Source organism: Yersinia enterocolitica, from assembly GCA_002082245.2.
GTDB lineage: Bacteria > Pseudomonadota > Gammaproteobacteria > Enterobacterales > Enterobacteriaceae > Yersinia > Yersinia enterocolitica_E.
Map to the genome: position 1 here is coordinate 3,690,702 of NBTC02000002.1, position 21,997 is coordinate 3,712,698.

Genomic DNA, 21,997 nt, shown 5'->3' on the forward strand with positions numbered 1-21,997 from the left:
ATTTAACATTCACTTGATTATCTCTCCATGACTATCAGTTATTTATTTCAGCTATTCGTTTCAAATATTAATGTTAGCTGCCCATGATATTTCCCTGCGGAATTTGGCCCACTGGGCGCTAATGCTGAAATATGTAATATATAGTCGGTACTGGTTTGGCGGGTTCTACCCTGGGTTATGTTGAATGTCTCAGGGATGGCTGATAACACGCGCAGGTTGGCGCGATCCGTGCCCCAGCGCACTTGCGCGGGGGAGAATGCCTGATCTGCTCCCGTCAATACAGTAGAGTGACGAGTCAGTATCAGTGGATTTTTCACCGAAATTCGAAATCCTTCTTGCCTGCGTAGCTTGACGACTACTGGGAGTTCCTTTTGATACAGCAAGTGATTTTCGGGGCTACTTTCCAGTTTTATACTGCTATACCAACCCCCTTGTGGCTTTTCAACCTCGATCCTGGGGTGTGCTGTCACTTCTAACCTGACATCGATATTCCCCAGAGGAATTGAATCTGCCCTTGCCTGTGAGGGGAGTAATAGGGATAGGGCGATGATTTTTATGATATTCATAATGTTCCTTATCTTTACCCTGCGATACATCGCAAGTTGAAGGGCTTATCCTCGATCATTCCTCGTACATCACTGACCGCCAGCTGCCGATGTTGGTCGGGATAGAGATTAAAGTCCTCTATATCCTGTTCCTGGGTTTTCAACTGACGCCACTGTAGGCGGGTGTTACCGGTATTCTCCAACACCATCCCCCCGTCAAGACAGCGGTGTGCCCACTGGGGTTGCGGTGATGCCGCCAGATGCCTGACCAATCCCATATAACTTAACTGCACCCCCAACACGGCAGTATGGCCACCGGTAACTTGCAAGTTATTAACCGGTACTACTGCGAGTCGATATACCTGCTCTTTATCCGGCGTGCTAAGTGCTTTAAGAAATATTCTCCCACTCTGCTTTGGTCCCAGAGTCAGTTTTGCTGGGAATGCAAATAGTGCGGGATGTCGCTGTTCGCCTACCGAGGTTAGTGATTCTTGTTCTGGCGACTCACCTGGGTTATTAAGCTGGTACAGTTGAACTGTCACGTACTCAGGGTCTAAACCGTAATTAGTTACTGTCACCACCGTACTTTCCTGCTCTATTTCCAGCACATGTGGCTGAATATCTATGGCACTGAAAACCGAGGGCGGCAGGAGGCTAGCCGCAATGAACAGTAAACGTTTCATTATCTACCTTACCGCTGAGTCGTTTGGTTGACAGGGTGATGGGGGTTCCGGGATATAGATTCAGGCTATCTGTCTTGTCGCCGGAGTTCAGTTGCTCAAATTTGCTATGAACCGTGCCGCTGGAGGTAAGCATGAGATGACCGCCCGGCAAGCATTGATGCTGCCAGTGACGAGTCTGTGCAGTTAAAGGGGGTACATGATGAATCAACACACCATAACCAATACTGATGGTCATGGGAGCATGGATTTTGCTTTTGTCCTCATGCTGACCGACAGCTTTGATATCGACTACCGGGTTGATATACAGCCGATACAGCGTTTCCTGCGTCGGAGATTTTAAGGGCAATAGTCTAATATTACGCTTCTGTTTCGGTCCTAAAGTAATCCGGTTGGGGTTAAAAATCATTTCAGGCTGCGAGATATCACTTATCAGTGTTTTCTGTTCAGGATGCACCCCGGGGTTGTCTACTCGTTGTAGTGTGATATCCAGATACAGTGGCTTATCACCGCTGTTATAGACTTGGATTGTCCGGTGTTGGTCCAGTGATTCCACTGTGGTACGGGTAGGGATAGCCACTAACTGCGCATAAGTGGCGGTAATCGGTACCAACAAGAAGGCGATAGTGGAGAGTAAATAGGCATATTTCATAACAATTCCTGTTGGTATTAATCTAAGTGACAAAGATAAATATGATCGCGTTGCTGGCTCATATTGCAGCGGTAACGGGCTAAGTGGTTTTGAACCTGAATATTTTTCAGCTTGGCACGAGAGTGAATAGAAAATAGTCCATTGGGGTGGACGGTATCTCCAGTTTCCTGAATAACCCCGCTAACAGGTTGCCCGTGCTCATCCTTGAGAAAACCGCTGTAAAGCAGGTTCAATGTGATATCGGCCTTACTGGAAAAAACTTGCCCAGGATGGGCGCGAGCAATATTGACGGGTAACTGAATATTCATATCCAGGTCATTGCGTTCGATATGTGTTTGCACAAAGAAACGGTCCTGATACCGTGGAATCGGTATAGCGTAAGTACCCGCGCCGGTTATCGGATGGCCTTCCGCATTGAAGCTATATGGCGTGCCAGCTAAGTCCGGTGTCTCTATCAGTAATGCGGTTCCGCTGTAGCTGCTGCGGCCTAATGCCATGCCTTGCGGGCTGATAGCCAGCATGCCGCTATAACTGATGCTGCCATTGGCTATCTTGTTATCAACTCCCATTCGTGCCGATACATCACCACGGCTGCCACTGCGATGAGCAAAGCTGCCGATGCTGGATGTTTTCCCACTGGCACTGCCATCAATACCCAAGGTGCTGTTGCCATAGTTATCGTTAAATTCTTTTTGATAACTGGCACTGGTAACCAACTGCTGCTGATCATAGGCACTGTTGATGCTGGCGCTGCTTTTGAGAAAGGAGAGTGTGGTATTAAGAAATACACCGTAATTATTCTGGTTGTTCCATTGCCCGCCTTTTTGTACACCAAGGGACAGCGCAAGGTTATATTGCGGCCGTCGCCAGTCCCAGCGGCTTTGGATACGGTGCTGCTGGCTGGTGCTAAATTGATTGAATTGATAGCTCAGTTGGATTGGCCCCAATTGGCGACTATAAGAAGCTGATGTGCTACCCGCATTTGGTGCGTATATAGACACACCTGGTGTTTGATAACGGGATACAGAGGCATATCCTAGTACGGTGCTTCCACCGGTTATGCGCAGATATCCGCCATCACGTTTTTCGCCAGACATCACGCCCAGAGCAGGGGTAAGGTCGAGATCAGAAAAAATAAAGGGGCGCGAAATATTCCCTTCTGCTGCCCAGTGGCTGGCGCTATCTTTGAGTAGCGTGATATTAGCTTGCACGCTTTGCAGGTTCATACTGCGGCCAAACTGCATCAGGTGGGGAGAGCTATGGCTACGCGCCATTCCTTTACCCATAGTCAGGAACCAGCCATTATTGGTTTGAGTGTTAATATTACTGATGGTTTGGCTTTCCTGGCTGACGACTTTCCCTGTACGGTCGACTAACCGGACCTCAACGTTGTAATAGCCGCCGGGAAGTTGGTTGTAATCAATTTCATTACGGCCCAGTTGGGCAGGGATTCGGCGGATAAGTTGGTTATCGCGATAGATTTCGAAATCGCCATCGCTGGTGGCATATAGCACTAAGCTGCCCGCGGAGGGCTTATTAATAGTTAAGTAACTTTGGCTACCCAGCGTCACGAATTGGTCTAAAGCAGGGTTAATCAGGGTATGAATGCTGCCAGCACTGTTATCCAGATTATTTTGTTTACCTGCCCGTAGGTAGTGTGCTTGGAAGTTCTTTTGCAAATACCAACTATCGATACCTATTTGAGTTTGCTGTTGATATTGGGGCTGGTGTGTGGCGTGATAACTGTTTTTTGAACGGCTAGTGTTATAAAACCAATTAGCGAAGCCAAAAGATTGCAAGGGTAGACCAATATATCCTTGCCCTCGGCCTGAAATAGCGCGGTAATTTTCTGCAGTCATACGCAGGTCAAAGGATTGATTATGGACCAATCCCCAAGTGGTGACAGGCATTAAATAACGGTTGCTGTTATTGGTTACCGTTACTACATTATTGACCTTATCTACGGTGACGCGATGATTAGATAAGATATAATCGCAGCCATTCTGGCATTGCAAATAAGGTATTTGGGGTAAAATATTTTCTAATAGAATAATTGATTGTTCATCAATATGGTTGTTGCGATATTGTTGTTGATCAAAACTTAACTGCTGTTTTTTTTTCGAGAAAAAAAATGGACTGGGTAATGTTTTGCCCTCTAATATACCCAGTAATTGTAGTGTATTATTTTCTTCCACAGCGGAAAAACCAACAGGTATTAATTGTTCGATCGTTATCTCTTCTGCCTGTGCTGAAATAATTGTAGCAAGTAATAAAAAAAGTAAAGTGGCCTTATTAATTATTAGATTGTTTGTCATAGGATTCCATTCCACTGTTAACTACTATTGCGATATGCCTTCTCCCTTTGAATAATATATTTCTATGGTAATGGTTCTGGTTACACCATTACGTTATGTTTTTGGTTCAAAGGAGCATGCAGCCAGGAGTTTACCCCCTGACTGTATGTGTTAATAATAAGGAAATTATAATGTTTTACTGAGTTATGCAGCCGTTTCAATAACTAGATTAAGTGTGCCAGTGTATACTTCGGCAGACTTAAGTCCGTTGCCGTTTACGCTAATGTCTAGAGTGGTATCGAGTACTGAGTTAGTTAAGGGGAATGTTGCCATATGACCACCAAGCCCAACATTAGCAGCTCTACTCAGCATCGTATTACCTATCATTACGGTAGGGGTAGATTGTATTCTTGAACCATTGTTAGACACTAAATCAAATGGTTTTCCAAGGCCAATACGAACTTTACTGTCGCCATTAGATTCTACTCGGATGTTCTCTGTCGCCTTGTATGAGTTCATGGTGGAGTTCATGCTAAGTTTAATTAAACTCAGTTCGTCACCATTTGATTTGGAAAATTTGACTATTTGAGGTACTTCTAATTCAACCGTAATCTCTTTCGTTAATGCAGGTTTGAAATATACACTCTGATCAGACTGATTCATACTCTGAATACCTTGAATTTGAGCGTTATTTATACCAGATTGTAAACTTGTCATTACATTCGCATTGGCGCTAACACTGGTGGTTAATATCGCCATAGTAATAATAGAAAGTAGCGTCTTTTTCATTATTAAATACCTGATAGTCCGTTATATATAAAATCCTTATCCAACTGGAAAGGGATTAATGATGCTTGTGGCTTTTATGGTGATGATAATGAGGGTGTTAAAAGTCATGTTAATACACTTCCACATAAGCCGGAAAGAACACTAACATTTTAAATGGTATTTTTTCAAGTAAGAGTTAGTCCTATTTTATTGTGCTGATTATATTGAATTTAATATTGTTATGGATGGCTGGTGTAATATTATTAATATTTATTCTTGATGGAATTTTTAGTGTTTACGTGTGGGTTTTTAAGTTTTTTTAATTTAATATTGTTTTTTAAATGGTGGTAATTTTATTTTTATAATGGTTTGTGTTATTGGGGTAATTAATGATTTTGACATGTCTTGTTTATTTTTATGTCATTTTTATGTCATGTAATTGTTATATTTCCGTCATGAAAGGGTGTCATGTTTGCTTGCGAACAAAAACTGATTTATTTCGCTCACTTGTCCACAGTAATTCATTGATGTGAGCTATACGGATTTATTCAGGGGCCAATATGTTTAATAAAATCATTCGTAAGACATCGCTTGGTATTGCGCTGACATTGGCATTTAGTGCCAATACGATGGCAGTGACTGAAATTCCTTTTTGGCATTCGATGGAAGGGGAGTTAGGTGTCGAGGTTAATTCATTAGCTGACCGATTTAACCAGTCCCATAGCGACTATAAAATCGTACCTGTATATAAAGGGAACTACGAACAGAGCCTGGCGGCAGGGATAGCCGCGTTTCGCTCGGGTAAAGCCCCCGCAATCTTGCAGGTGTATGAAGTGGGCACTGCCACCATGATGGCCAGCAAGGCGATTAAGCCGGTATTCCAAGTATTTAAAGATGCCAATATCAAATTTGATGAATCGGTGTTTGTGCCAACAGTGGCCGGTTATTACACCGATGCCAAAACCGGTCACTTATTATCTCAACCATTTAACAGTTCCACTCCCGTGTTGTACTACAACAAAGATGCCTTTAAGAAAGCAGGGCTGAACCCGGATCAACCGCCAAAAACATGGCAGGAATTGGCGGCCGATACTGCAAAACTGCGCGCTGCGGGTTCAAGCTGTGGGTACGCCAGCGGCTGGCAGGGTTGGATTCAAATTGAAAACTTCAGTGCCTGGCACGGCCAACCTATTGCCAGCCGTAACAATGGCTTTGATGGCACCGATGCGGTACTGGAATTCAATAAGCCAGTACAGATTAAGCACATCCAGTTGCTGTCAGATATGAATAAAAAAGGCGATTTCACCTATTTTGGCCGCAAAGATGAGTCCACTGCCAAGTTCTATAACGGTGATTGTGCCATTACCACTGCTTCTTCAGGTTCCCTTGCGGATATTCGCCATTACGCCAAATTTAACTATGGCGTTGGCATGATGCCTTACGATTCTGACGAGAAAAATGTACCACAAAACGCCATTATCGGCGGTGCCAGTCTGTGGGTGATGGATGGCAAAGATAAAGATACTTACAAAGGTGTCGCTGAATTCCTGCAATACTTGGCTCAACCGGAAATTGCTGCTGAATGGCATCAGAAGACGGGTTACCTACCGATTACGACGGCAGCCTATGAGCTGACTAAACAGCAAGGTTTCTATGATAAGAACCCAGGTGCTGACGTGGCGACTCGCCAGATGTTGAACAAACCGCCATTGCCGTACACCAAAGGCTTGCGTCTGGGCAACATGCCACAGATCCGTACCGTGGTAGATGAAGAGTTGGAAGGGGTGTGGACCGGTAAGAAGACAGCTCAAGAAGCGTTGGATAGCGCCGTTAAACGTGGTGATGTGTTACTACGCCGCTTTGAACAAGCTAATCAATAAGGTTATTTGGCTACTCTACTTGCCAGTTTGGGTGCACTGTTCGCACCCAAACTGCCTGCGCCAATAACGCCAACAAATAGTACTGTGCGGTATTAAATTAGGGCGTCACGTTTTCAATTAGCACGCTGGTGTAATCAATATCACATCTGAGAAACGGTTAATTTTATGTCACCTTCCCGTCCCGGTTTCTCCTGTAGTTGGTTGCCTTACCTGTTGGTATTGCCCCAACTGGCCATTACCGCTGTTTTCTTCCTGTGGCCTGCCGGGGAGGCGCTGTGGTACTCGGTACAAATGTTGGACCCTTTTGGCCTCTCCAATAAATTTGTCGGGCTGAGTAACTTTATTCAGCTTTTTCAGGATGAATACTATTTGGCTTCGTTTTATACCACGCTGATTTTTAGCTCGTTGGTGGCTGGTATTGGTTTGATTGTTTCGCTGTTTCTGGCCGCCATGGTGGATTACGTTCTGCGCGGCAGCCGTATCTATCAAACCTTAATGATTCTGCCGTATGCGGTGGCCCCTGCTATCGCTGCTGTATTGTGGATTTTCCTGTTTAATCCGGGGCTGGGGTTGATAACACATTTCCTTGCCACATTGGGTTACAACTGGAACCACGCGCAAAACAGCGGGCAGGCCATGTTCTTGGTGGTGTTGGCTTCAGTATGGAAGCAAATCAGTTATAACTTCCTGTTTTTCCTTGCCGCGCTGCAATCCATTCCGCGCTCATTGGTTGAAGCCGCTGCAATTGACGGCGCCGGACCAGTACGCCGCTTCTTTAATCTGGTGCTGCCGCTGATTTCACCGGTCAGTTTCTTCCTGCTGGTGGTGAATCTGGTCTATGCCTTCTTCGATACTTTCCCCGTTATCGATGCGGCGACGGGCGGTGGGCCGATGCAAGCCACGACGACCCTGATTTATAAAATTTATCGCGAAGGCTTTGCTGGCCTGGACTTATCTAGCTCTGCCGCTCAGTCGGTGGTGCTGATGTTACTGGTGATTGGCCTGACGGTTATCCAGTTCCGTTTTGTTGAACGTAAGGTGCGTTACCAATGATTGAGAATCGTCGTGGGCTGGACATTTTTTGTCACGTCATGCTGATTATCGGCGTGTTACTGATCCTGTTCCCACTGTATGTGGCTTTTGTTGCCGCGTCGCTGGATGACACTCAAGTGTTTCAGGTACCGATGACCCTGATCCCCGGGCCCTATTTGTGGCAGAACATTAGCCACATCTGGCATGTCGGGGTGGGGAATAACAGTGCGCCTTTCGGGTTGATGCTGTTTAACAGTTTCGTGATGGCGTTTGCGATTACTGTTGGCAAAATCACCGTGTCGATGTTGTCTGCTTATGCCATCGTTTACTTTCGCTTCCCGCTACGTAACCTGTTTTTTTGGTTGATTTTCCTGACCCTGATGCTGCCGGTGGAAGTGCGTATTTTCCCAACAATTCAGGTGATTGCGAACCTGAATATGCTCGACAGTTATACCGGGTTGACCCTGCCGCTGATGGCGTCAGCCACTGCAACGTTCTTATTCCGCCAGTTCTTTATGACCCTGCCCGATGAGCTATTGGAAGCGGCGCGCATTGACGGTGCCGGGGCGATGCGCTTTTTTTGGGATATCGTATTGCCACTATCTAAAACTAATTTGGCCGCGCTGTTTGTGATCACTTTTATCTATGGTTGGAACCAATATCTTTGGCCAATTTTGATTACCAGCGATACCTCTATGGGCACCGCGGTGGCTGGGATAAGGAGCATGATCTCTAGCTCAGGTGCGCCAACCCAATGGAATCAGGTGATGGCAGCGATGATCCTGACTTTAATTCCACCGGTCGCGGTGGTCCTTCTGATGCAGCGTTGGTTTGTACGCGGCCTGGTAGACAGTGAGAAGTAATCTGATATGGCATGTTTAAAACTTCAGGCAGTAACCAAATCTTATGACGGCGTCACGCCAGTGATTAAACAAATTGATTTAGATGTCGCCGACGGTGAATTCATCGTAATGGTTGGCCCTTCTGGCTGTGGTAAATCGACGCTGCTGCGTATGGTTGCTGGATTGGAGCGCACCACCAGTGGTGATATCTATATTGATAATCAGCGGGTTACCCATATGGAACCCAAAGATCGTGGCATCGCGATGGTGTTTCAGAACTACGCGCTGTATCCCCACATGAGTGTGTTTGACAACATGGCTTATGGCCTAAAAATTCGTGGTTTTGGCAAAGAGCAGATCCGCCAGCGAGTGGATGAAGCCGCACGTATTCTGGAACTGCAACCGCTACTAAAACGTAAACCGCGTGAACTATCTGGCGGCCAGCGGCAGCGGGTGGCAATGGGGCGGGCCATTGTGCGTGAACCGGCGGTTTTCTTGTTTGATGAGCCACTTTCCAATCTGGATGCCAAACTGCGGGTGCAGATGCGCCTTGAGCTGCAACAGTTGCACCGCCGACTAAAAACCACCAGTCTATATGTGACCCATGATCAGGTTGAGGCGATGACATTGGCTCAGCGGGTGATTGTGATGAATAAAGGGGTTGCCGAACAAATTGGTACGCCAAGCGAGGTTTACCAACGGCCAGCGACACTGTTTGTGGCCAGTTTTATCGGTTCACCGGCGATGAACCTGTTAGCTGGCACTGTCAGCCCAGATGGGCACGCCTTTATTTTATCTGATAGCCTAACTCTGCCGTTGGAACAGCCTCGGCCACAATGGGCGGATCGGCGCTTGACCCTCGGCATTCGCCCGGAGCATATTCAGCAGGTAACTTCGGCGCAGGGTATACCGATGCCACTATTGACGCTGGAATTGTTGGGTGCAGATAATCTGGCACATGGTCAGTGGGGTGGACAGAGTGTTATTGCCCGCCTATCCCACGAGGAAATGCCTGTGGTGGGCAGTACATTACATTTATATTTACCACCAACGGCGCTGCACTTTTTTGATTCAGATAGCGGACTACGGATGGAATCATGAGTAAAAACTGGCCTTACCCTTCGATCGTCGCTCACCGCGGTGGTGGTTCACTGGCACCGGAAAACACCTTAGCAGCCATTGATGTTGGCGCTCGTTATGGCCACAAGATGATTGAGTTTGACGTAAAATTATCGCACGACGGCCAGATATTTCTATTGCATGACGATACGCTGGAACGCACCAGTAATGGCTGGGGAGTTGCCGGTGATTTGTCATGGGAAAAACTTTTTCAATTAGATGCCGGAGACTGGTATAGCACAGCATTTCGTGGTGAGCGCCTGCCTCTTTTATCCGAAGTGGCAGCTCGCTGTGCACAGCATGATATGGCTGCTAATATCGAGATTAAACCCACCACTGGCACTGAAATAGCCACTGGCCGAGCTATTGCACTGGCTGCCCGCTTGTTGTGGCAAGGTCAGGCGATACCGCCGTTATTGTCCTCTTTTTCGTTTGATGCATTAGCTGCAGCCCAGCAGGCCGCACCTGAGCTGCCACGTGGTTTATTGTTGGATAAATGGGATGACAACTGGCAGGCGATGACCCGTCAGTTGGATTGTGTCTCTTTGCACATTAACTACAAACAGTTGACCGCGGAGCGAGTAGCGTTACTCAAAGCCGCCGGGCTGCGTATTTTGGTCTATACCGTCAACCAACCAGCGCGCGCGCAGGAATTGTTAAAGTGGGGCGTTGACTGTATCTGTACTGACCGTATAGATTTGATATGCCCTCGTCCTTGAAGCTACAGGGGGTTAGCTTGCTGCATACCTACCTGTAACTCCAATGACTTTGATATAAATAAAACAGGAAACAGAGTAGGTCAGTCATTCTTACATTTACGGGCTGACCTGGCCCGGCTTGACAGGAAGTGAACCATGCCCGCCTTTGTTATTTCGCTCTGGCACCAGATTGTGTTGTCTTCACCGTTATTTGTGCTGCTTGCGCTGGGTTACTGTTTGGTACGATTTGGTAAGTGGCCCTCTGCCATAACTGATGGCCTGACCCGCTTTGTTTTCTCCCTCGCATTGCCCGCTATGCTGTTTCGTATGATGTGCGATTTCTCTGAGCGCCCAGCGGTGGATGCACGCCTGCTGATTGCCTTTTTTGGTAGTTGTCTAGTGGTGTTTGTTATCGGGCGGATTGTTGCCAGCCGGATATTTCATCTGGATGGCGTGTCCGGTTCCGTTTTTGCCCTCGGCGGCATTTTCTCTAATAACGTGATGCTGGGCCTGCCTATTGCCACCATTATGTTGGGGGAGAAATCTATCCCAGCAGTGGCGCTGGTTTTGGTGTTTAACGGCCTGATCCTCTGGACATTAGTCACCATCTCGGTGGAGTGGGCGCGCAATGGCTCGCCAACACTGGAGGGCTTTGCGAAAACTGCTCGTAGCGTGCTGACTAACCCTCTGATTATAGGAATTATTTCCGGCACTTTATTCAGCCTGACTGGCCTGCAATTACCGCAGTTTATTGATCAACCTGTAACCATGTTAGGGCAGGTAGCACCGCCGTTGTCGCTGATTGTATTGGGAATGGGGCTGGCGGAATATCGCGTCACGGAAGGCTGGCAAATCAGCAGTGCGATCTGTTTTCTCAAATTGATTGTTCAGCCGATGGTGATCTGGGCATTGGCATGGGCGATGGGCCTGCCAGCGCTGGAAACGCAGGTGGTGGTATTACTGGGGTCAATGGCTACCGGCGTGAATGTGTATCTGATGTCACGCCAGTTTAATGTACTGACTGGCCCAGCCGCCGCCAGTTTGGTGATGTCTACAGTGCTTGCCGCGGTCACAACACCGTTAATCCTGACCATTATCGGCGTGGGAATGTAACTCTTAGGTGATTATTGGAATAGTACCTGAGATGAAGATAGTTCGACTGGGTTAAATACGAGCAGATGTAAACCTAGTTTGTGCAAAGTTGCGTTGTGGCTTCCGCTACAATTGCACTTTATCATTCTCAATGAGCCAAACTATCGTGTTGTTACTGGTCGTTACCACCATTTTATGGGCATTTTCATTTAGCCTGATTGGCGAATATCTGGCAGGACAGGTGGATAGTTGGTTCTCTGTGCTAATGCGGGTTGGGCTAGCCGCGCTGGTCTTTTTGCCGTTCTTGCGCTGGAAAAACATCCACTGGCGGGTGATTCTGCTGTACATGGCCGTGGGCTCAATTCAGTTAGGTATCATGTACTTGTTCAGCTTCCGTGCCTATCTCTACCTGACGGTACCGGAATTCTTGCTGTTCACGGTGATGACCCCGCTGTATGTCACTTTGATCTATGATTTACTGCGCCGCCAGCGTCTGCGCTGGGGCTATGCTCTGAGTGCGTTACTGGCAGTAGTCGGGGCGGCTATCATTCGCTACGACCATTTGAGCGAGCATTTTTGGTGGGGGTTACTGCTGGTTCAGGCGGCAAACCTCTGTTTTGCCATCGGACAAGTGGGCTACAAACGCTTGATGGAAGTCCACCCGATCCCACAGCATGTGGCATTCTCATGGTTCTATATTGGTGCTTTCGCCGTCGCGGTTGTTGCCTGGTTTGCCTTTGGTAACCCACAAAAACTACCCACGACGCAATTGCAGTGGGGCGTGTTGGTGTGGCTGGGCGTCGGGGCTTCTGCGCTAGGTTATTTCATGTGGAACTATGGCGCGACACAAGTCGATGCTGGCACCTTGGGGATCATGAATAACGTGCATGTTCCGGCTGGGCTGCTGGTGAATCTGGCGATTTGGCAAGAAAAGCCCCATTGGCCCAGTTTTATCATTGGGGCCATTGTGATAATGGCTTCGCTATGGGTACACCGGCGTTGGGTCGCTCCGCATTCTTTACAAACGGCAGACTCTCGCAAGCGTGTTGCCGGGCCGAACGAATAAAAGCTTCAGTAACCGGTTGGCGCTGCTCTCCATCACGGACGGCCGCGTATAACCGGCTCCATAAACCATTTCCCAGCGTTTTAGTGACGACCAATCCCTGACGTTCGAAACTCTCTACCACCCAATGTGGTAGGGCGGCGATCCCCATGCGTGCTGACACCATTTGAATCAGTAGCAAAGTATTATCCACATTCTTCAGCGGCGGATTTACCCCCGCGGGTTGCAGGAAATGCCGCCAGACATCTAACCGTTGCCGCTGTACCGGATAAATCATTAACACTTCTTGCGCTAAATCTTCCGGCTCGATGCGGGCCTTATTGGCTAATGGGTGGTCTGGTGCCAGCACCAGACGCACCTCAAAATCAAACATTGGCGAATAGTGCAGACCACTGCGCGGCAAGATATCTGATGTCAGCACCAGATCCAGCTCCCCTTGCTGCAAGGCGGGTTGAGGATCGAAAGTCACGCCTGATTGGAAGTCCATCGCCACTTGCGGCCAGTTTTTGTGGAAGTTATCCAAGGCAGGTGCCAGCCACTGAATACAGCTATGGCATTCGATGGCGATGCGCAGCGCAGTTTGGTGCGGCTCATTGCAGGTTTGCAGTGCCTGTTTAATTTGTGGCAGCACTTGTTCTGCGAGTTGTAACAAGATCTCTCCCTGCGTAGTGAAACGTAGCGGCTGGCTTTTACGCACAAACAGACGGTAGCCCAGACGTTGTTCCAGATCGCTGAATTGATGAGACAAGGCCGATTGTGTCTGATGAAGTTGCGTTGCCGCCGCCGCCAGCGAGCCGGTATTACGCAAAGCTTGCAGGGTGCGTAAGTGTTTCAGTTCGATCATGAGAGTCCTTCACAGTGACAGTGAACAAAATGCGCTTGTGGATTATACAGTACCTGCTGATTATGGATGTGTAAACATCTGGATGGCTAAATGGGAAATATGACGATGACAATTTTAAATCACACACTGGGTTTTCCGCGTGTAGGTCTGAAACGTGAACTGAAAAAAGCACAAGAAAGTTACTGGGCAGGCAACTCCACGCAAGAAGAACTGCTCAATGTGGGTCGTGAATTGCGCGCCCGCCATTGGCAACAGCAGCAGCAAGCAGGTATTGATTTGGTGCCGGTCGGTGACTTCGCGTGGTATGACCATGTATTGACCACCAGCCTGCTGTTGGGCAACGTCCCAGAGCGCCATCAAAATACGGATGGTTCTATTGATTTGGATACGCTCTTCCGTATTGGCCGTGGCCGTGCACCAACCGGTAAGCCTGCGGCAGCGGCGGAAATGACTAAATGGTTTAACACCAATTATCACTACATGGTGCCAGAGTTCCAACTAGGTCAGCAGTTCAAACTGGGCTGGACTCAACTGCTGGATGAGGTGGACGAAGCGCTGGCATTAGGTCACAAAATCAAACCAGTATTGCTGGGCCCGGTAACGTATCTGTGGCTGGGTAAAGTTAAAGGCGAGCAGTTTGACCGTCTCTCTCTGCTGCAAGATATCCTCCCGGTGTACCAACAAGTGCTGGCTGAATTAGCGAAACGTGGCATTGAGTGGGTACAGATTGACGAACCTGCACTGGTACTGGAGTTACCACCAGAGTGGCTGGGCGCTTATCAACCGGCTTATCAGGTGCTGGAAGGCAAGGTTAAATTGTTGCTGACCACCTATTTCGACAGCATCGGCCATAACCTTGACGTTATCCGTGAGTTGCCAGTGCAAGGTCTGCATGTTGATGTGGTTGCAGGCAAAGATGATATTGCTGTTCTGGATACAAAATTGCCAAAAGGGTGGCTGCTCTCGCTGGGGGTGATTAATGGCCGTAACGTGTGGCGTGCTGACCTTAGCAACTGGTTCGAGCGCCTGCAACCACAGGTTAATGGTCGCCCATTATGGTTGGGTAGCTCTTGCTCCTTATTACACAGCCCGATTGATTTAAGTGAAGAAACACGTCTTGATGCAGAAGTGAAAAGCTGGTTTGCCTTTGCGCTGCAAAAATGCGCTGAACTGGCATTATTAACACAAGCATTAAACGCGCCGAGCGAAGCCAAACTGGCCGAGTTAGCTGCGTACAGTGCGCCGATCCGTGCCCGTCAATCCTCCAATCGTGTTCATAATACGCAGGTGGAGCAACGTCTGGCGGCCATTACTGCACAGGATATTGAACGCCAACTGCCTTATGAAGGCCGCGCTGAAGCGCAGCGTAAGCGCTTTAACTTACCGGCCTGGCCAACCACCACTATCGGTTCATTCCCGCAAACTACTGAGATCCGTGGCCTGCGTCTGGACTTCAAGCAAGGCCGTTTGGATGGGAAAAACTACCGCACAGGTATCAGCGAACATATCAAGCAAGCCATTGCTGAACAGGAGCGTTTAGGTCTGGACGTATTGGTTCATGGTGAAGCAGAACGTAATGATATGGTTGAATATTTTGGCGAACATCTGGATGGATTCGTTTTTACCCAAAATGGTTGGGTGCAGAGCTACGGTTCCCGTTGTGTTAAGCCGCCAGTGATTATTGGTGACATCAGCCGCCCGCAAGCTATCACGGTTGAATGGGCCAAATATGCTCAATCGCTGACGGACAAACCAGTAAAAGGCATGTTGACCGGCCCGGTCACTATCCTGTGTTGGTCATTCCCGCGCGAAGATGTTAGCCGTGAAACCATCGCCAAACAAATTGCACTGGCGCTGCGTGATGAAGTGGAAGATCTGGAGAAAGCCGGTATTGGTATCATCCAGATTGATGAGCCTGCGCTGCGTGAAGGCTTACCCCTGCGCCGTGCCGATTGGCAAGCGTATCTACAATGGGCCGTCGATGCCTTTAAACTGAATGCGGCTGTCGCGCAGAATGACACCCAGATTCATACTCATATGTGTTATTGCGAGTTTAATGACATCATGGATTCCATTGCTGCGCTAGATGCTGATGTGATTACCATCGAAACCTCTCGTTCAGATATGGAATTGCTCGAATCATTCGAAGATTTTGCTTACCCGAATGAAATTGGGCCCGGCGTTTATGATATTCACTCGCCGAATGTGCCAAGTGTGGAGTGGATTGAAGCATTACTACGTAAAGCCGCTCAACGTATCCCGGCAGAACGTTTGTGGGTTAACCCGGATTGTGGTTTGAAAACGCGTGGCTGGCCGGAAACCCGCCAGGCATTGGCAAACATGGTACTGGCTGCGCAACGTTTGCGTGCAGAACAAGTCTGATGCTATCTCGGTCTAATCGTTAAATTCTGGGCGCATCTCGCGCCCTTTTTATTGCCGTTATTTCACTTCTTCAGATATGGGATTGGCGGCAACACCATGTTGATCAAACCAATCGAGCATCCGCTGCCAGCCATCCAGTGCGGATTCGGCGTGATAACTTGGGCGGTAGTCAGCATTAAAAGCATGCCCAGCATCTGGATAAACAATGATTTCTGCATCGGCATTTGCTGCACGTAATGCCTGACGCATAGTATCGATATGTTCTTGCGTAATACTGCCATCTTTGCCGCCATACAACCCTAGCACCGGAGCATTGAGATCAATCGCGACATCAACCGGAGATTTGGGTAACAGTAAGGTTTTTTCACCGACCAGTTTGCCATACCAAGCCACTGCCGCTTTTAACTGTGGGTTATGGGCCGCATACAACCACGCAATCCGTCCACCCCAGCAAAATCCGGTAATGGCCAGTTTACTGGTATCCCCACCATGGCGTGATGCCCAATGCGCTGCATGATCAAGATCCACCATAACCTGACGGTCTGGCACTTTACCCACCAGATTTTTCACTAATGCATTGATGTCATCATATTCTTTGGCATCGCCTTGGCGGAAGAACAACTCAGGTGCAATGGCCAGATACCCCTGTTTCGCTAGTCTGCGGCAGATATCCTGAATATGCTCATGTACGCCAAAGATTTCTTGTACGACAATAACTACCGGATATGACCCGTTTTGCTGGGCCGGTTTGGCAATATAGGCCGGTAATTCATCGCCCTGAGACGGAATGGTGGTTTCTGTGCAGTGAATGCCTTGTTGATCGGTATGGCGGGTCGTCGAGGCCAGTGGGCCTACCGCAGAGGTGAAACCGTCTGCCGCCTGCCTGGGAGTCATAAGTTGATCAGTTTTCACTGTAGTCTCCTTGCGATATGAGAAAAAATTACCGAGTTGAATTACCCATTACTCCCCGATTTTTGCTATTGCCGAGTTTAACTATAGGTAATCTTTGAGATTAATGAGATCAGGTTTTTTGTAATTATAATTTTTGGTGATTCATATCTTGAATTTTATAACTCAGACTAATAGTTGATAGAGTTTAACAATCGATAGAAGTTAGCAATTGATAGCAGTTAGCAATTGATAGCAGGATATTGGTCTATCATTCCTGCTTATAGAGAAATATACCTTTCGTACTTGGCGTTGCAGTGGTGTTAGCTGCAACTGTAATCAGCTTGGGTATAATTGTCATTTCTCGCCAGCTTTGTCTAAAAAATAGTCTTAACTGCCATTAAATGTGATTTTTGTCACATTTAAAATGTATCGTGTAATTCATTTCTTTTGGCAAGGTGACTGTCATCACGAAATAAAGTGATAATTTTGAGTAAAGTATTTCTTTGCACCTCCCTACAACATCTCTCATGAAAGAGGACTCTCACACATGGCTAAATCTGACGTTTTTCACTTGGGCCTGACTAAAAATGATCTGCAAGGGGCGACTCTGGCTATCGTTCCGGGTGATCCACAGCGTGTTGAGAAAATCGCTAAATTGATGGATAACCCAGTACATTTGGCCTCTCATCGTGAATTTACTTCGTGGCGCGCCGAATTGGATGGCAAAGCAGTGATCGTCTGCTCAACGGGTATCGGTGGCCCATCGACTTCTATTGCGGTTGAAGAGCTGGCACAGCTTGGTGTACGGACTTTCCTACGTATTGGTACCACTGGTGCTATTCAGCCACATATTAATGTTGGTGATGTGTTGGTTACCACCGCCGCTGTGCGTTTAGACGGAGCCAGCCTGCACTTTGCGCCGATGGAGTTCCCAGCAGTGGCTGACTTTACCTGTACCACTGCATTAGTTAATGCTGCCAAATCAGTGGGGGCGACTACTCATATTGGTGTGACCGCCTCTTCCGATACCTTCTATCCGGGGCAGGAGCGTTATGACACCTTCTCTGGTCGTGTTGTCAGCCGTTTTAAAGGCTCCATGGAAGAATGGCAATCTATGGGCGTGATGAATTATGAAATGGAATCTGCAACCTTGCTCACCATGTGTGCCAGCCAGGGCTTGCGCGCCGGCATGGTCGCAGGGGTAATTGTAAACCGCACCCAGCAAGAGATCCCAAACGAAGAAACTATGAAAGCGACTGAAAGTGACGCGGTGAAAATTGTGGTAGAAGCAGCTCGTCATTTGATCTAGGCCCGCCGTCTGAGCTAATAGCGACGATTGGCGAGTCAACAAACGGTCTGTTATCGGGTCAGTCTTCTGGCCCGTTTTTTATTTTTCCGGTTTATCTGCTAAGGTCATCACTCTTATAAAGAACAATAATAAGAGGAAAATATGACGAAAACTGCTCTATCCCATCCCTCCCTAATCGCACTTGATGGCGGTATTAATTTTCGTGACCTTGGCGGTAATCAGGCTGCTGATGGGCGGCGTATCAAGCGCGGATTGCTGTTCCGCTCAGGTTCACTCGACCGCTTAAGTACCAGAGATTGTGATTTCCTCAGTAGTGGCTCCGTCGCTCAAATTCTTGATTATCGCGATGCCGATGAAGTTCAGGCTAAACCAGATGTGGTGTGGACTGGTGCCAGTTATCACAATATTCCGGCCAACCCGCTGAGCAGTGAAGTCAATGCCAATTTGGAAAAACTGACTAACGAGACATTAGCGGCATTTGATGCCCGTGGTTTTATGTTAGAGCTTTATCGCCGGCTGCCTTTTAATAATCAAGCCTATAAACAACTGGTTGGATTGTTGCAAAATTGCGCATCTTCGGAGCATGCTGCTGCGGGTGTGGTACAACATTGTGCTGTCGGGAAAGACCGTACTGGTATTGGTTCTGCACTGGTGTTATTTGCCTTGGGTGCCGATGAATCGACGGTATTGGAAGATTATCTGTTGACTGAAACCACTCTGGCCCCTTTCCGTGAGCATATGCTGGCAGAGTTGGCACTCAAACTGAATGACCAAGCGTTAGGGCAATTCGCTTTTGTCTTATCGGCCAAAGAAGAGTTTATTCAAACTGCTCTGCGTAGTATTCAACAGCGTTATGGTAGTCGTGAACAGTGGTTGCAACAGGAGTTCGGCCTGGGTAGCGCTGAGCGCAAAAAGTTACAGTCCTATTTTTTAGAGTAGTGGTTTATCTACCCGCACTCTTTCTGATCTTTATGATATTGAGTCACCACTGGGTGGCTCTTTTTAACCGCTTAATGATACAAACTACCGCTTAACCAGATCGCTGATATTTCTCTTAGGGGTCAGGCGTATGTTAACGCCTGACAAATTCCCTGGAGAGAATGCTCATGCAACATGCGATTACCTTTGTTATCGCTTCAGCGTGTATCCTTATGATCTGCTACCGTTTATACGGTATCTTTTTTGTTCGTAAGGTTTTGCGCGTCGATGACAGTGAAGTAACACCTTCCCACACCTTCGAAGATGGTAAAGATTACGTTCCAACTAAAAAATGGGTGAACTTTGGTAGCCACTTTGCGGCAATCGCTGCGGCTGGTCCATTGGTCGGCCCTGTGCTGGCAGCCCAATATGGTTATTTACCTGGTTTTCTGTGGTTGCTGATCGGTTGTGTGATCGGCGGCGCGGTTCACGATACGGTTGTGCTGTTTGCTTCCATGAAACATCAGGGGAAATCCCTGTCGGAAGTGGCAAAATCAGAGCTTGGTCCGGTTGCTGGCTGGTGTACCGGTCTGGCAATGTTGTTCATCATTACTATTACCATGGCCGGGTTGTCGATGGTGGTGGTACATGCACTGGAACGTAACCCTTGGGGTACTTTCGCCGTGTTCATGACAATCCCTATCGCTATCTGCGTTGGCTTATGGGAGCGCATGACTGGCAGCATGAAGGGCGCTTCTTATGTCGGTATCGCTGCTATCATGGTGTGCGTATTTGTCGGCCCTTATATTGAAGGAACCTGGCTGGGCGATTGGTTAATGCTGAAAGCGGATACCGTCAGTATCATCCTGCCAATGTATGCTTTCTTTGCGACCGCCCTCCCTGTGTGGATGCTATTAACCCCTCGTGGTTATCTTTCCAGCTTTATGAAGATCGGTGTATTCGGTGCGTTGATTGTTGGAGTTGTATTTATTAACCCTGAAATTCAATTCCCGGCATTGACCCAGTTTATTCATGGTGGAGGCCCGGTGTTGGCAGGCCCAGTCTGGCCGTTTATCTCTATTACCATTGCCTGTGGTGCCATTTCTGGTTTCCATGCCTTTATCGGCTCAGGGACAACACCAAAACAGATCGACAAATGGAGTGATATCTTACCCGTCGGCTTTGGTGCGATGCTGGCCGAATGTATGGTTGGGGTTATGGCCTTGATCGCGGCAACCTCCTTGCATCCTGCTGACTACTTTGCGATTAACTCTTCCGCTGAAGCCTGGAGCATGCTCGGTATGGAAGTGGTGAACTTGCCAAAACTGAGTCAGGAAATTGGCCTGGATCTCTATGGTCGTACCGGTGGTGCGGTAACCTTAGCTGTTGGTATGACGGATATCTTCATTCGTGTGCCATGGTTCAGCAGTCTGGCGGCTTACTTCTTCCAATTTGTTGTTATGTTTGAAGCGGTATTTATTCTGACCGCTGTTGACTCCGGCACGCGTGTTGCTCGTTATCTGCTGCAAGACTTCTTAGGTGATATTTGGGCACCACTGAAACGTACTGATTGGTTACCAGGTACATTGGCATGCAGTATTATTGCCTGCGCACTGTGGGGTTACCTGCTTAACTCAGGTGATATCAACTCTGTCTGGGCGTTATTCGGCGTATCAAACCAATTAATGGCTTCTGTTGGTTTAATCATTGGTGCCACTATTATTCTGCGGTTGGCAACCAAACGTATTTACATGCTGACCTGTGTTATTCCACTGGCCTATCTGTTTGTAACCGTAAACTATGCTGGTTACTGGATGATCACTCACGTGTATTTCAACTCAGCAGCTAAGGGCTACAATCTGTTCAATGGCATCATCTCGATTATTATGATGACACTGGGCGTCATTATCCTGATATCAGCACTGAAAAAATGGCGTGAATTGTGGATCCGCCGCTCTGCTGAAATGGCTGGCAATAAAGTAGTGACGGCTAACGCCTGATATCTTTGATTCATTGTATTAACCTGCACTCTTTCTTACTTGAAGTTGCAGTGTGGCTAGTGGCTCCGGCTTAAACGAATCACTGATTTGAGTCAGATTATTAGGATTCGTTCGTTGGCAGCCTTGCTGTAACGGCAATGATCTTGAGTCTATAAACGGTCGGAATCTTCCGGCCGTTTATTTTTTGTTAAACAAAGATCACGACACATTGGGTATGCTAATAGCAACTATGTTGCTAACAGGAAAATGCATGTGACCCTGAATGATGTCATTACTATCGTTATCGATTTTGTTCGTGAACACGAAGCATGGGCGATTCCTATCGTCTTTATTCTGGCTTTTGGTGAGTCGCTCGCCTTTCTTTCTTTACTGCTACCTGCAACGGTTATCTTGCTCGGATTGGGGGCGCTAATCGGTGAAAGTGGTATCTCTTTCTGGCCCATTTGGGCCGCTGCTGCGGCAGGTGCTTTCTTTGGCGACTGGCTCTCCTATTGGGTTGGTGTCCATTACAAAGACCGAGTAGGCACTTTGTGGCCACTTTCTCGCAATCCTCAGTTACTCGTTCGTGGCCATGCATTCTTTGAGCGTTGGGGATTCTTTGGCGCGTTTATTGGCCGCTTCTTTGGCCCACTACGCGCAGTTGTTCCTTTGGTTGCCGGGATCTGTGCTATGCCAAAGTTCTACTTTCAGTTAGCCAACATCACTTCCGCTCTAATTTGGGCCTTCGGTATTCTGGCTCCGGGCGCGTTCGGCATTCAATGGCTATCTCACTGGATAGATTAAGTACGTAAGTGGCACGCCGTTCGTCAATGGATAGCTGTTTTAACCTATTTGGGGTCGCAAGGTGAGCGTTTTTTGGACTGTGTGTTATTTATGCGCACAGCTTCGCAAGATAGCATGTAACGGAAAAACACTCTGGACATCCATACAGTATCCCCTTACCTTGACTGACAATAGGTTAATGGGGAGATAACCGTGGATATCAGTT

Annotated in this window: 19 protein-coding genes; 12 read left to right on the top strand and 7 right to left on the bottom strand. The window is 47.8% G+C overall.

Going from position 1 to position 21,997, the window contains the following annotated elements; all coding sequences use genetic code 11:
* Positions 1-47 precede the first annotated feature (47 nt).
* The 5 genes from A6J66_018390 to A6J66_018410 all read right to left on the bottom strand — a co-directional run bounded on the left by A6J66_018390 (position 48) and on the right by A6J66_018410 (position 4,960).
* Complete coding sequence (locus A6J66_018390) at positions 48-566, bottom strand: fimbrial protein (protein ID PNM25964.1); 519 nt, start codon at positions 564-566, stop codon at positions 48-50.
* Positions 567-580: 14 nt separating this feature from the next.
* Positions 581-1,228, bottom strand: a complete 648-nt coding sequence (locus A6J66_018395; GenBank protein PNM25965.1) for a hypothetical protein — start codon at positions 1,226-1,228, stop codon at positions 581-583.
* Positions 1,200-1,877 carry a pilus assembly protein gene (locus tag A6J66_018400; GenBank protein PNM25966.1) on the bottom strand — a complete coding sequence of 226 codons (678 nt, stop codon included), beginning with the start codon at positions 1,875-1,877 and terminating at the stop codon, positions 1,200-1,202. Before A6J66_018400 ends, A6J66_018395 begins: the two co-directional genes overlap by 29 nt.
* A 17-nt stretch (positions 1,878-1,894) precedes the next feature.
* A complete protein-coding gene (locus A6J66_018405) occupies positions 1,895-4,207 on the bottom strand; it encodes an alpha-related fimbriae usher protein (GenBank protein PNM25967.1) in 2,313 nt (770 codons plus the stop codon).
* A gap of 168 nt (positions 4,208-4,375) precedes the next feature.
* Positions 4,376-4,960, bottom strand: coding sequence for a hypothetical protein (locus tag A6J66_018410; protein ID PNM25968.1), 585 nt, complete (start codon positions 4,958-4,960; stop codon positions 4,376-4,378).
* A 539-nt stretch (positions 4,961-5,499) separates the two neighbouring features.
* Between A6J66_018410 and A6J66_018415 the strand changes: the two genes are divergently transcribed.
* The 7 genes from A6J66_018415 (at position 5,500) to A6J66_018445 (ending at position 12,668) form a co-directional block, all read left to right on the top strand.
* Positions 5,500-6,819, top strand: a complete 1,320-nt coding sequence (locus tag A6J66_018415) for a sn-glycerol-3-phosphate ABC transporter substrate-binding protein UgpB (GenBank protein PNM25969.1) — start codon at positions 5,500-5,502, stop codon at positions 6,817-6,819.
* A gap of 165 nt (positions 6,820-6,984) precedes the next feature.
* A complete protein-coding gene (locus A6J66_018420; protein PNM25970.1) occupies positions 6,985-7,872 on the top strand; it encodes a sn-glycerol-3-phosphate ABC transporter permease UgpA in 888 nt (295 codons plus the stop codon).
* The gene (locus tag A6J66_018425) at positions 7,869-8,714 is read left to right on the top strand and encodes a sn-glycerol-3-phosphate ABC transporter permease UgpE (protein ID PNM25971.1); all 846 of its coding nucleotides are present in this window, start codon (positions 7,869-7,871) and stop codon (positions 8,712-8,714) included. The genes A6J66_018420 and A6J66_018425 overlap by 4 nt, the downstream gene beginning before the upstream one ends.
* Positions 8,715-8,720: 6 nt before the next feature.
* Entirely contained in the window at positions 8,721-9,794 is a 1,074-nt protein-coding gene (gene ugpC / locus A6J66_018430) for a sn-glycerol-3-phosphate import ATP-binding protein UgpC (GenBank protein PNM25972.1), read from the top strand.
* Positions 9,791-10,531, top strand: a complete 741-nt coding sequence (locus tag A6J66_018435; protein ID PNM25973.1) for a glycerophosphodiester phosphodiesterase — start codon at positions 9,791-9,793, stop codon at positions 10,529-10,531. The genes ugpC and A6J66_018435 overlap by 4 nt, the downstream gene beginning before the upstream one ends.
* Before the next feature lie 135 nt (positions 10,532-10,666).
* Entirely contained in the window at positions 10,667-11,623 is a 957-nt protein-coding gene (locus A6J66_018440) for an AEC family transporter (GenBank protein PNM25974.1), read from the top strand.
* A gap of 145 nt (positions 11,624-11,768) precedes the next feature.
* Complete coding sequence (locus tag A6J66_018445) at positions 11,769-12,668, top strand: EamA family transporter (protein PNM25975.1); 900 nt, start codon at positions 11,769-11,771, stop codon at positions 12,666-12,668.
* Here A6J66_018445 and A6J66_018450 read toward each other — a convergent pair.
* A complete protein-coding gene (locus A6J66_018450) occupies positions 12,556-13,509 on the bottom strand; it encodes an HTH-type transcriptional regulator MetR (protein PNM25976.1) in 954 nt (317 codons plus the stop codon). The two genes, A6J66_018445 and A6J66_018450, sit on opposite strands and share 113 nt — an antisense overlap.
* Positions 13,510-13,614: 105 nt before the next feature.
* Here A6J66_018450 and A6J66_018455 point away from each other — a divergent pair, with 105 nt between their 5' ends.
* A complete protein-coding gene (locus A6J66_018455) occupies positions 13,615-15,891 on the top strand; it encodes a 5-methyltetrahydropteroyltriglutamate--homocysteine S-methyltransferase (protein PNM27071.1) in 2,277 nt (758 codons plus the stop codon).
* A gap of 57 nt (positions 15,892-15,948) precedes the next feature.
* On the opposite strand, the gene A6J66_018460 is transcribed toward A6J66_018455, so the two are convergent.
* The gene (locus A6J66_018460; protein ID PNM27072.1) at positions 15,949-16,737 is read right to left on the bottom strand and encodes a carboxymethylenebutenolidase; all 789 of its coding nucleotides are present in this window, start codon (positions 16,735-16,737) and stop codon (positions 15,949-15,951) included.
* Between the two features lie 592 nt (positions 16,738-17,329).
* On the opposite strand from A6J66_018460, the gene A6J66_018465 reads away from it, so the two are divergent.
* The 4 genes from A6J66_018465 to A6J66_018480 all read left to right on the top strand — a co-directional run bounded on the left by A6J66_018465 (position 17,330) and on the right by A6J66_018480 (position 21,792).
* Positions 17,330-18,091, top strand: coding sequence for a uridine phosphorylase (locus A6J66_018465; GenBank protein PNM25977.1), 762 nt, complete (start codon positions 17,330-17,332; stop codon positions 18,089-18,091).
* A gap of 141 nt (positions 18,092-18,232) precedes the next feature.
* Positions 18,233-19,030, top strand: coding sequence for a protein-tyrosine-phosphatase (locus tag A6J66_018470; GenBank protein ID PNM25978.1), 798 nt, complete (start codon positions 18,233-18,235; stop codon positions 19,028-19,030).
* Between the two features lie 161 nt (positions 19,031-19,191).
* Positions 19,192-21,009, top strand: a complete 1,818-nt coding sequence (locus A6J66_018475; GenBank protein ID PNM25979.1) for a carbon starvation protein A — start codon at positions 19,192-19,194, stop codon at positions 21,007-21,009.
* 252 nt (positions 21,010-21,261) lie between these two features.
* Entirely contained in the window at positions 21,262-21,792 is a 531-nt protein-coding gene (locus A6J66_018480; GenBank protein PNM27073.1) for a DedA family protein, read from the top strand.
* The last annotated feature ends 205 nt before the right edge of the window (positions 21,793-21,997 follow it).

Excerpts from the sequence above, each read along its gene's own strand:
- A6J66_018475 (PNM25979.1), top strand. The coding sequence starts at position 19,192 with ATGCTCATGCAACATGCGATTACCTTTGTTATCGCTTCAGCGTGTATC.
- A6J66_018420 (PNM25970.1), top strand. The coding sequence starts at position 6,985 with ATGTCACCTTCCCGTCCCGGTTTCTCCTGTAGTTGGTTGCCTTACCTG.
- A6J66_018435 (PNM25973.1), top strand. The coding sequence starts at position 9,791 with ATGAGTAAAAACTGGCCTTACCCTTCGATCGTCGCTCACCGCGGTGGT.
- A6J66_018395 (PNM25965.1), bottom strand. The coding sequence starts at position 1,228 with ATGAAACGTTTACTGTTCATTGCGGCTAGCCTCCTGCCGCCCTCGGTT.
- A6J66_018455 (PNM27071.1), top strand. The coding sequence starts at position 13,615 with ATGACAATTTTAAATCACACACTGGGTTTTCCGCGTGTAGGTCTGAAA.
- A6J66_018470 (PNM25978.1), top strand. The coding sequence starts at position 18,233 with ATGACGAAAACTGCTCTATCCCATCCCTCCCTAATCGCACTTGATGGC.
- ugpC (PNM25972.1), top strand. The coding sequence starts at position 8,721 with ATGGCATGTTTAAAACTTCAGGCAGTAACCAAATCTTATGACGGCGTC.
- A6J66_018400 (PNM25966.1), bottom strand. The coding sequence starts at position 1,877 with ATGAAATATGCCTATTTACTCTCCACTATCGCCTTCTTGTTGGTACCG.
- A6J66_018410 (PNM25968.1), bottom strand. The coding sequence starts at position 4,960 with ATGAAAAAGACGCTACTTTCTATTATTACTATGGCGATATTAACCACC.
- A6J66_018465 (PNM25977.1), top strand. The coding sequence starts at position 17,330 with ATGGCTAAATCTGACGTTTTTCACTTGGGCCTGACTAAAAATGATCTG.
- A6J66_018390 (PNM25964.1), bottom strand. The coding sequence starts at position 566 with ATGAATATCATAAAAATCATCGCCCTATCCCTATTACTCCCCTCACAG.
- A6J66_018450 (PNM25976.1), bottom strand. The coding sequence starts at position 13,509 with ATGATCGAACTGAAACACTTACGCACCCTGCAAGCTTTGCGTAATACC.
- A6J66_018425 (PNM25971.1), top strand. The coding sequence starts at position 7,869 with ATGATTGAGAATCGTCGTGGGCTGGACATTTTTTGTCACGTCATGCTG.
- A6J66_018440 (PNM25974.1), top strand. The coding sequence starts at position 10,667 with ATGCCCGCCTTTGTTATTTCGCTCTGGCACCAGATTGTGTTGTCTTCA.
- A6J66_018415 (PNM25969.1), top strand. The coding sequence starts at position 5,500 with ATGTTTAATAAAATCATTCGTAAGACATCGCTTGGTATTGCGCTGACA.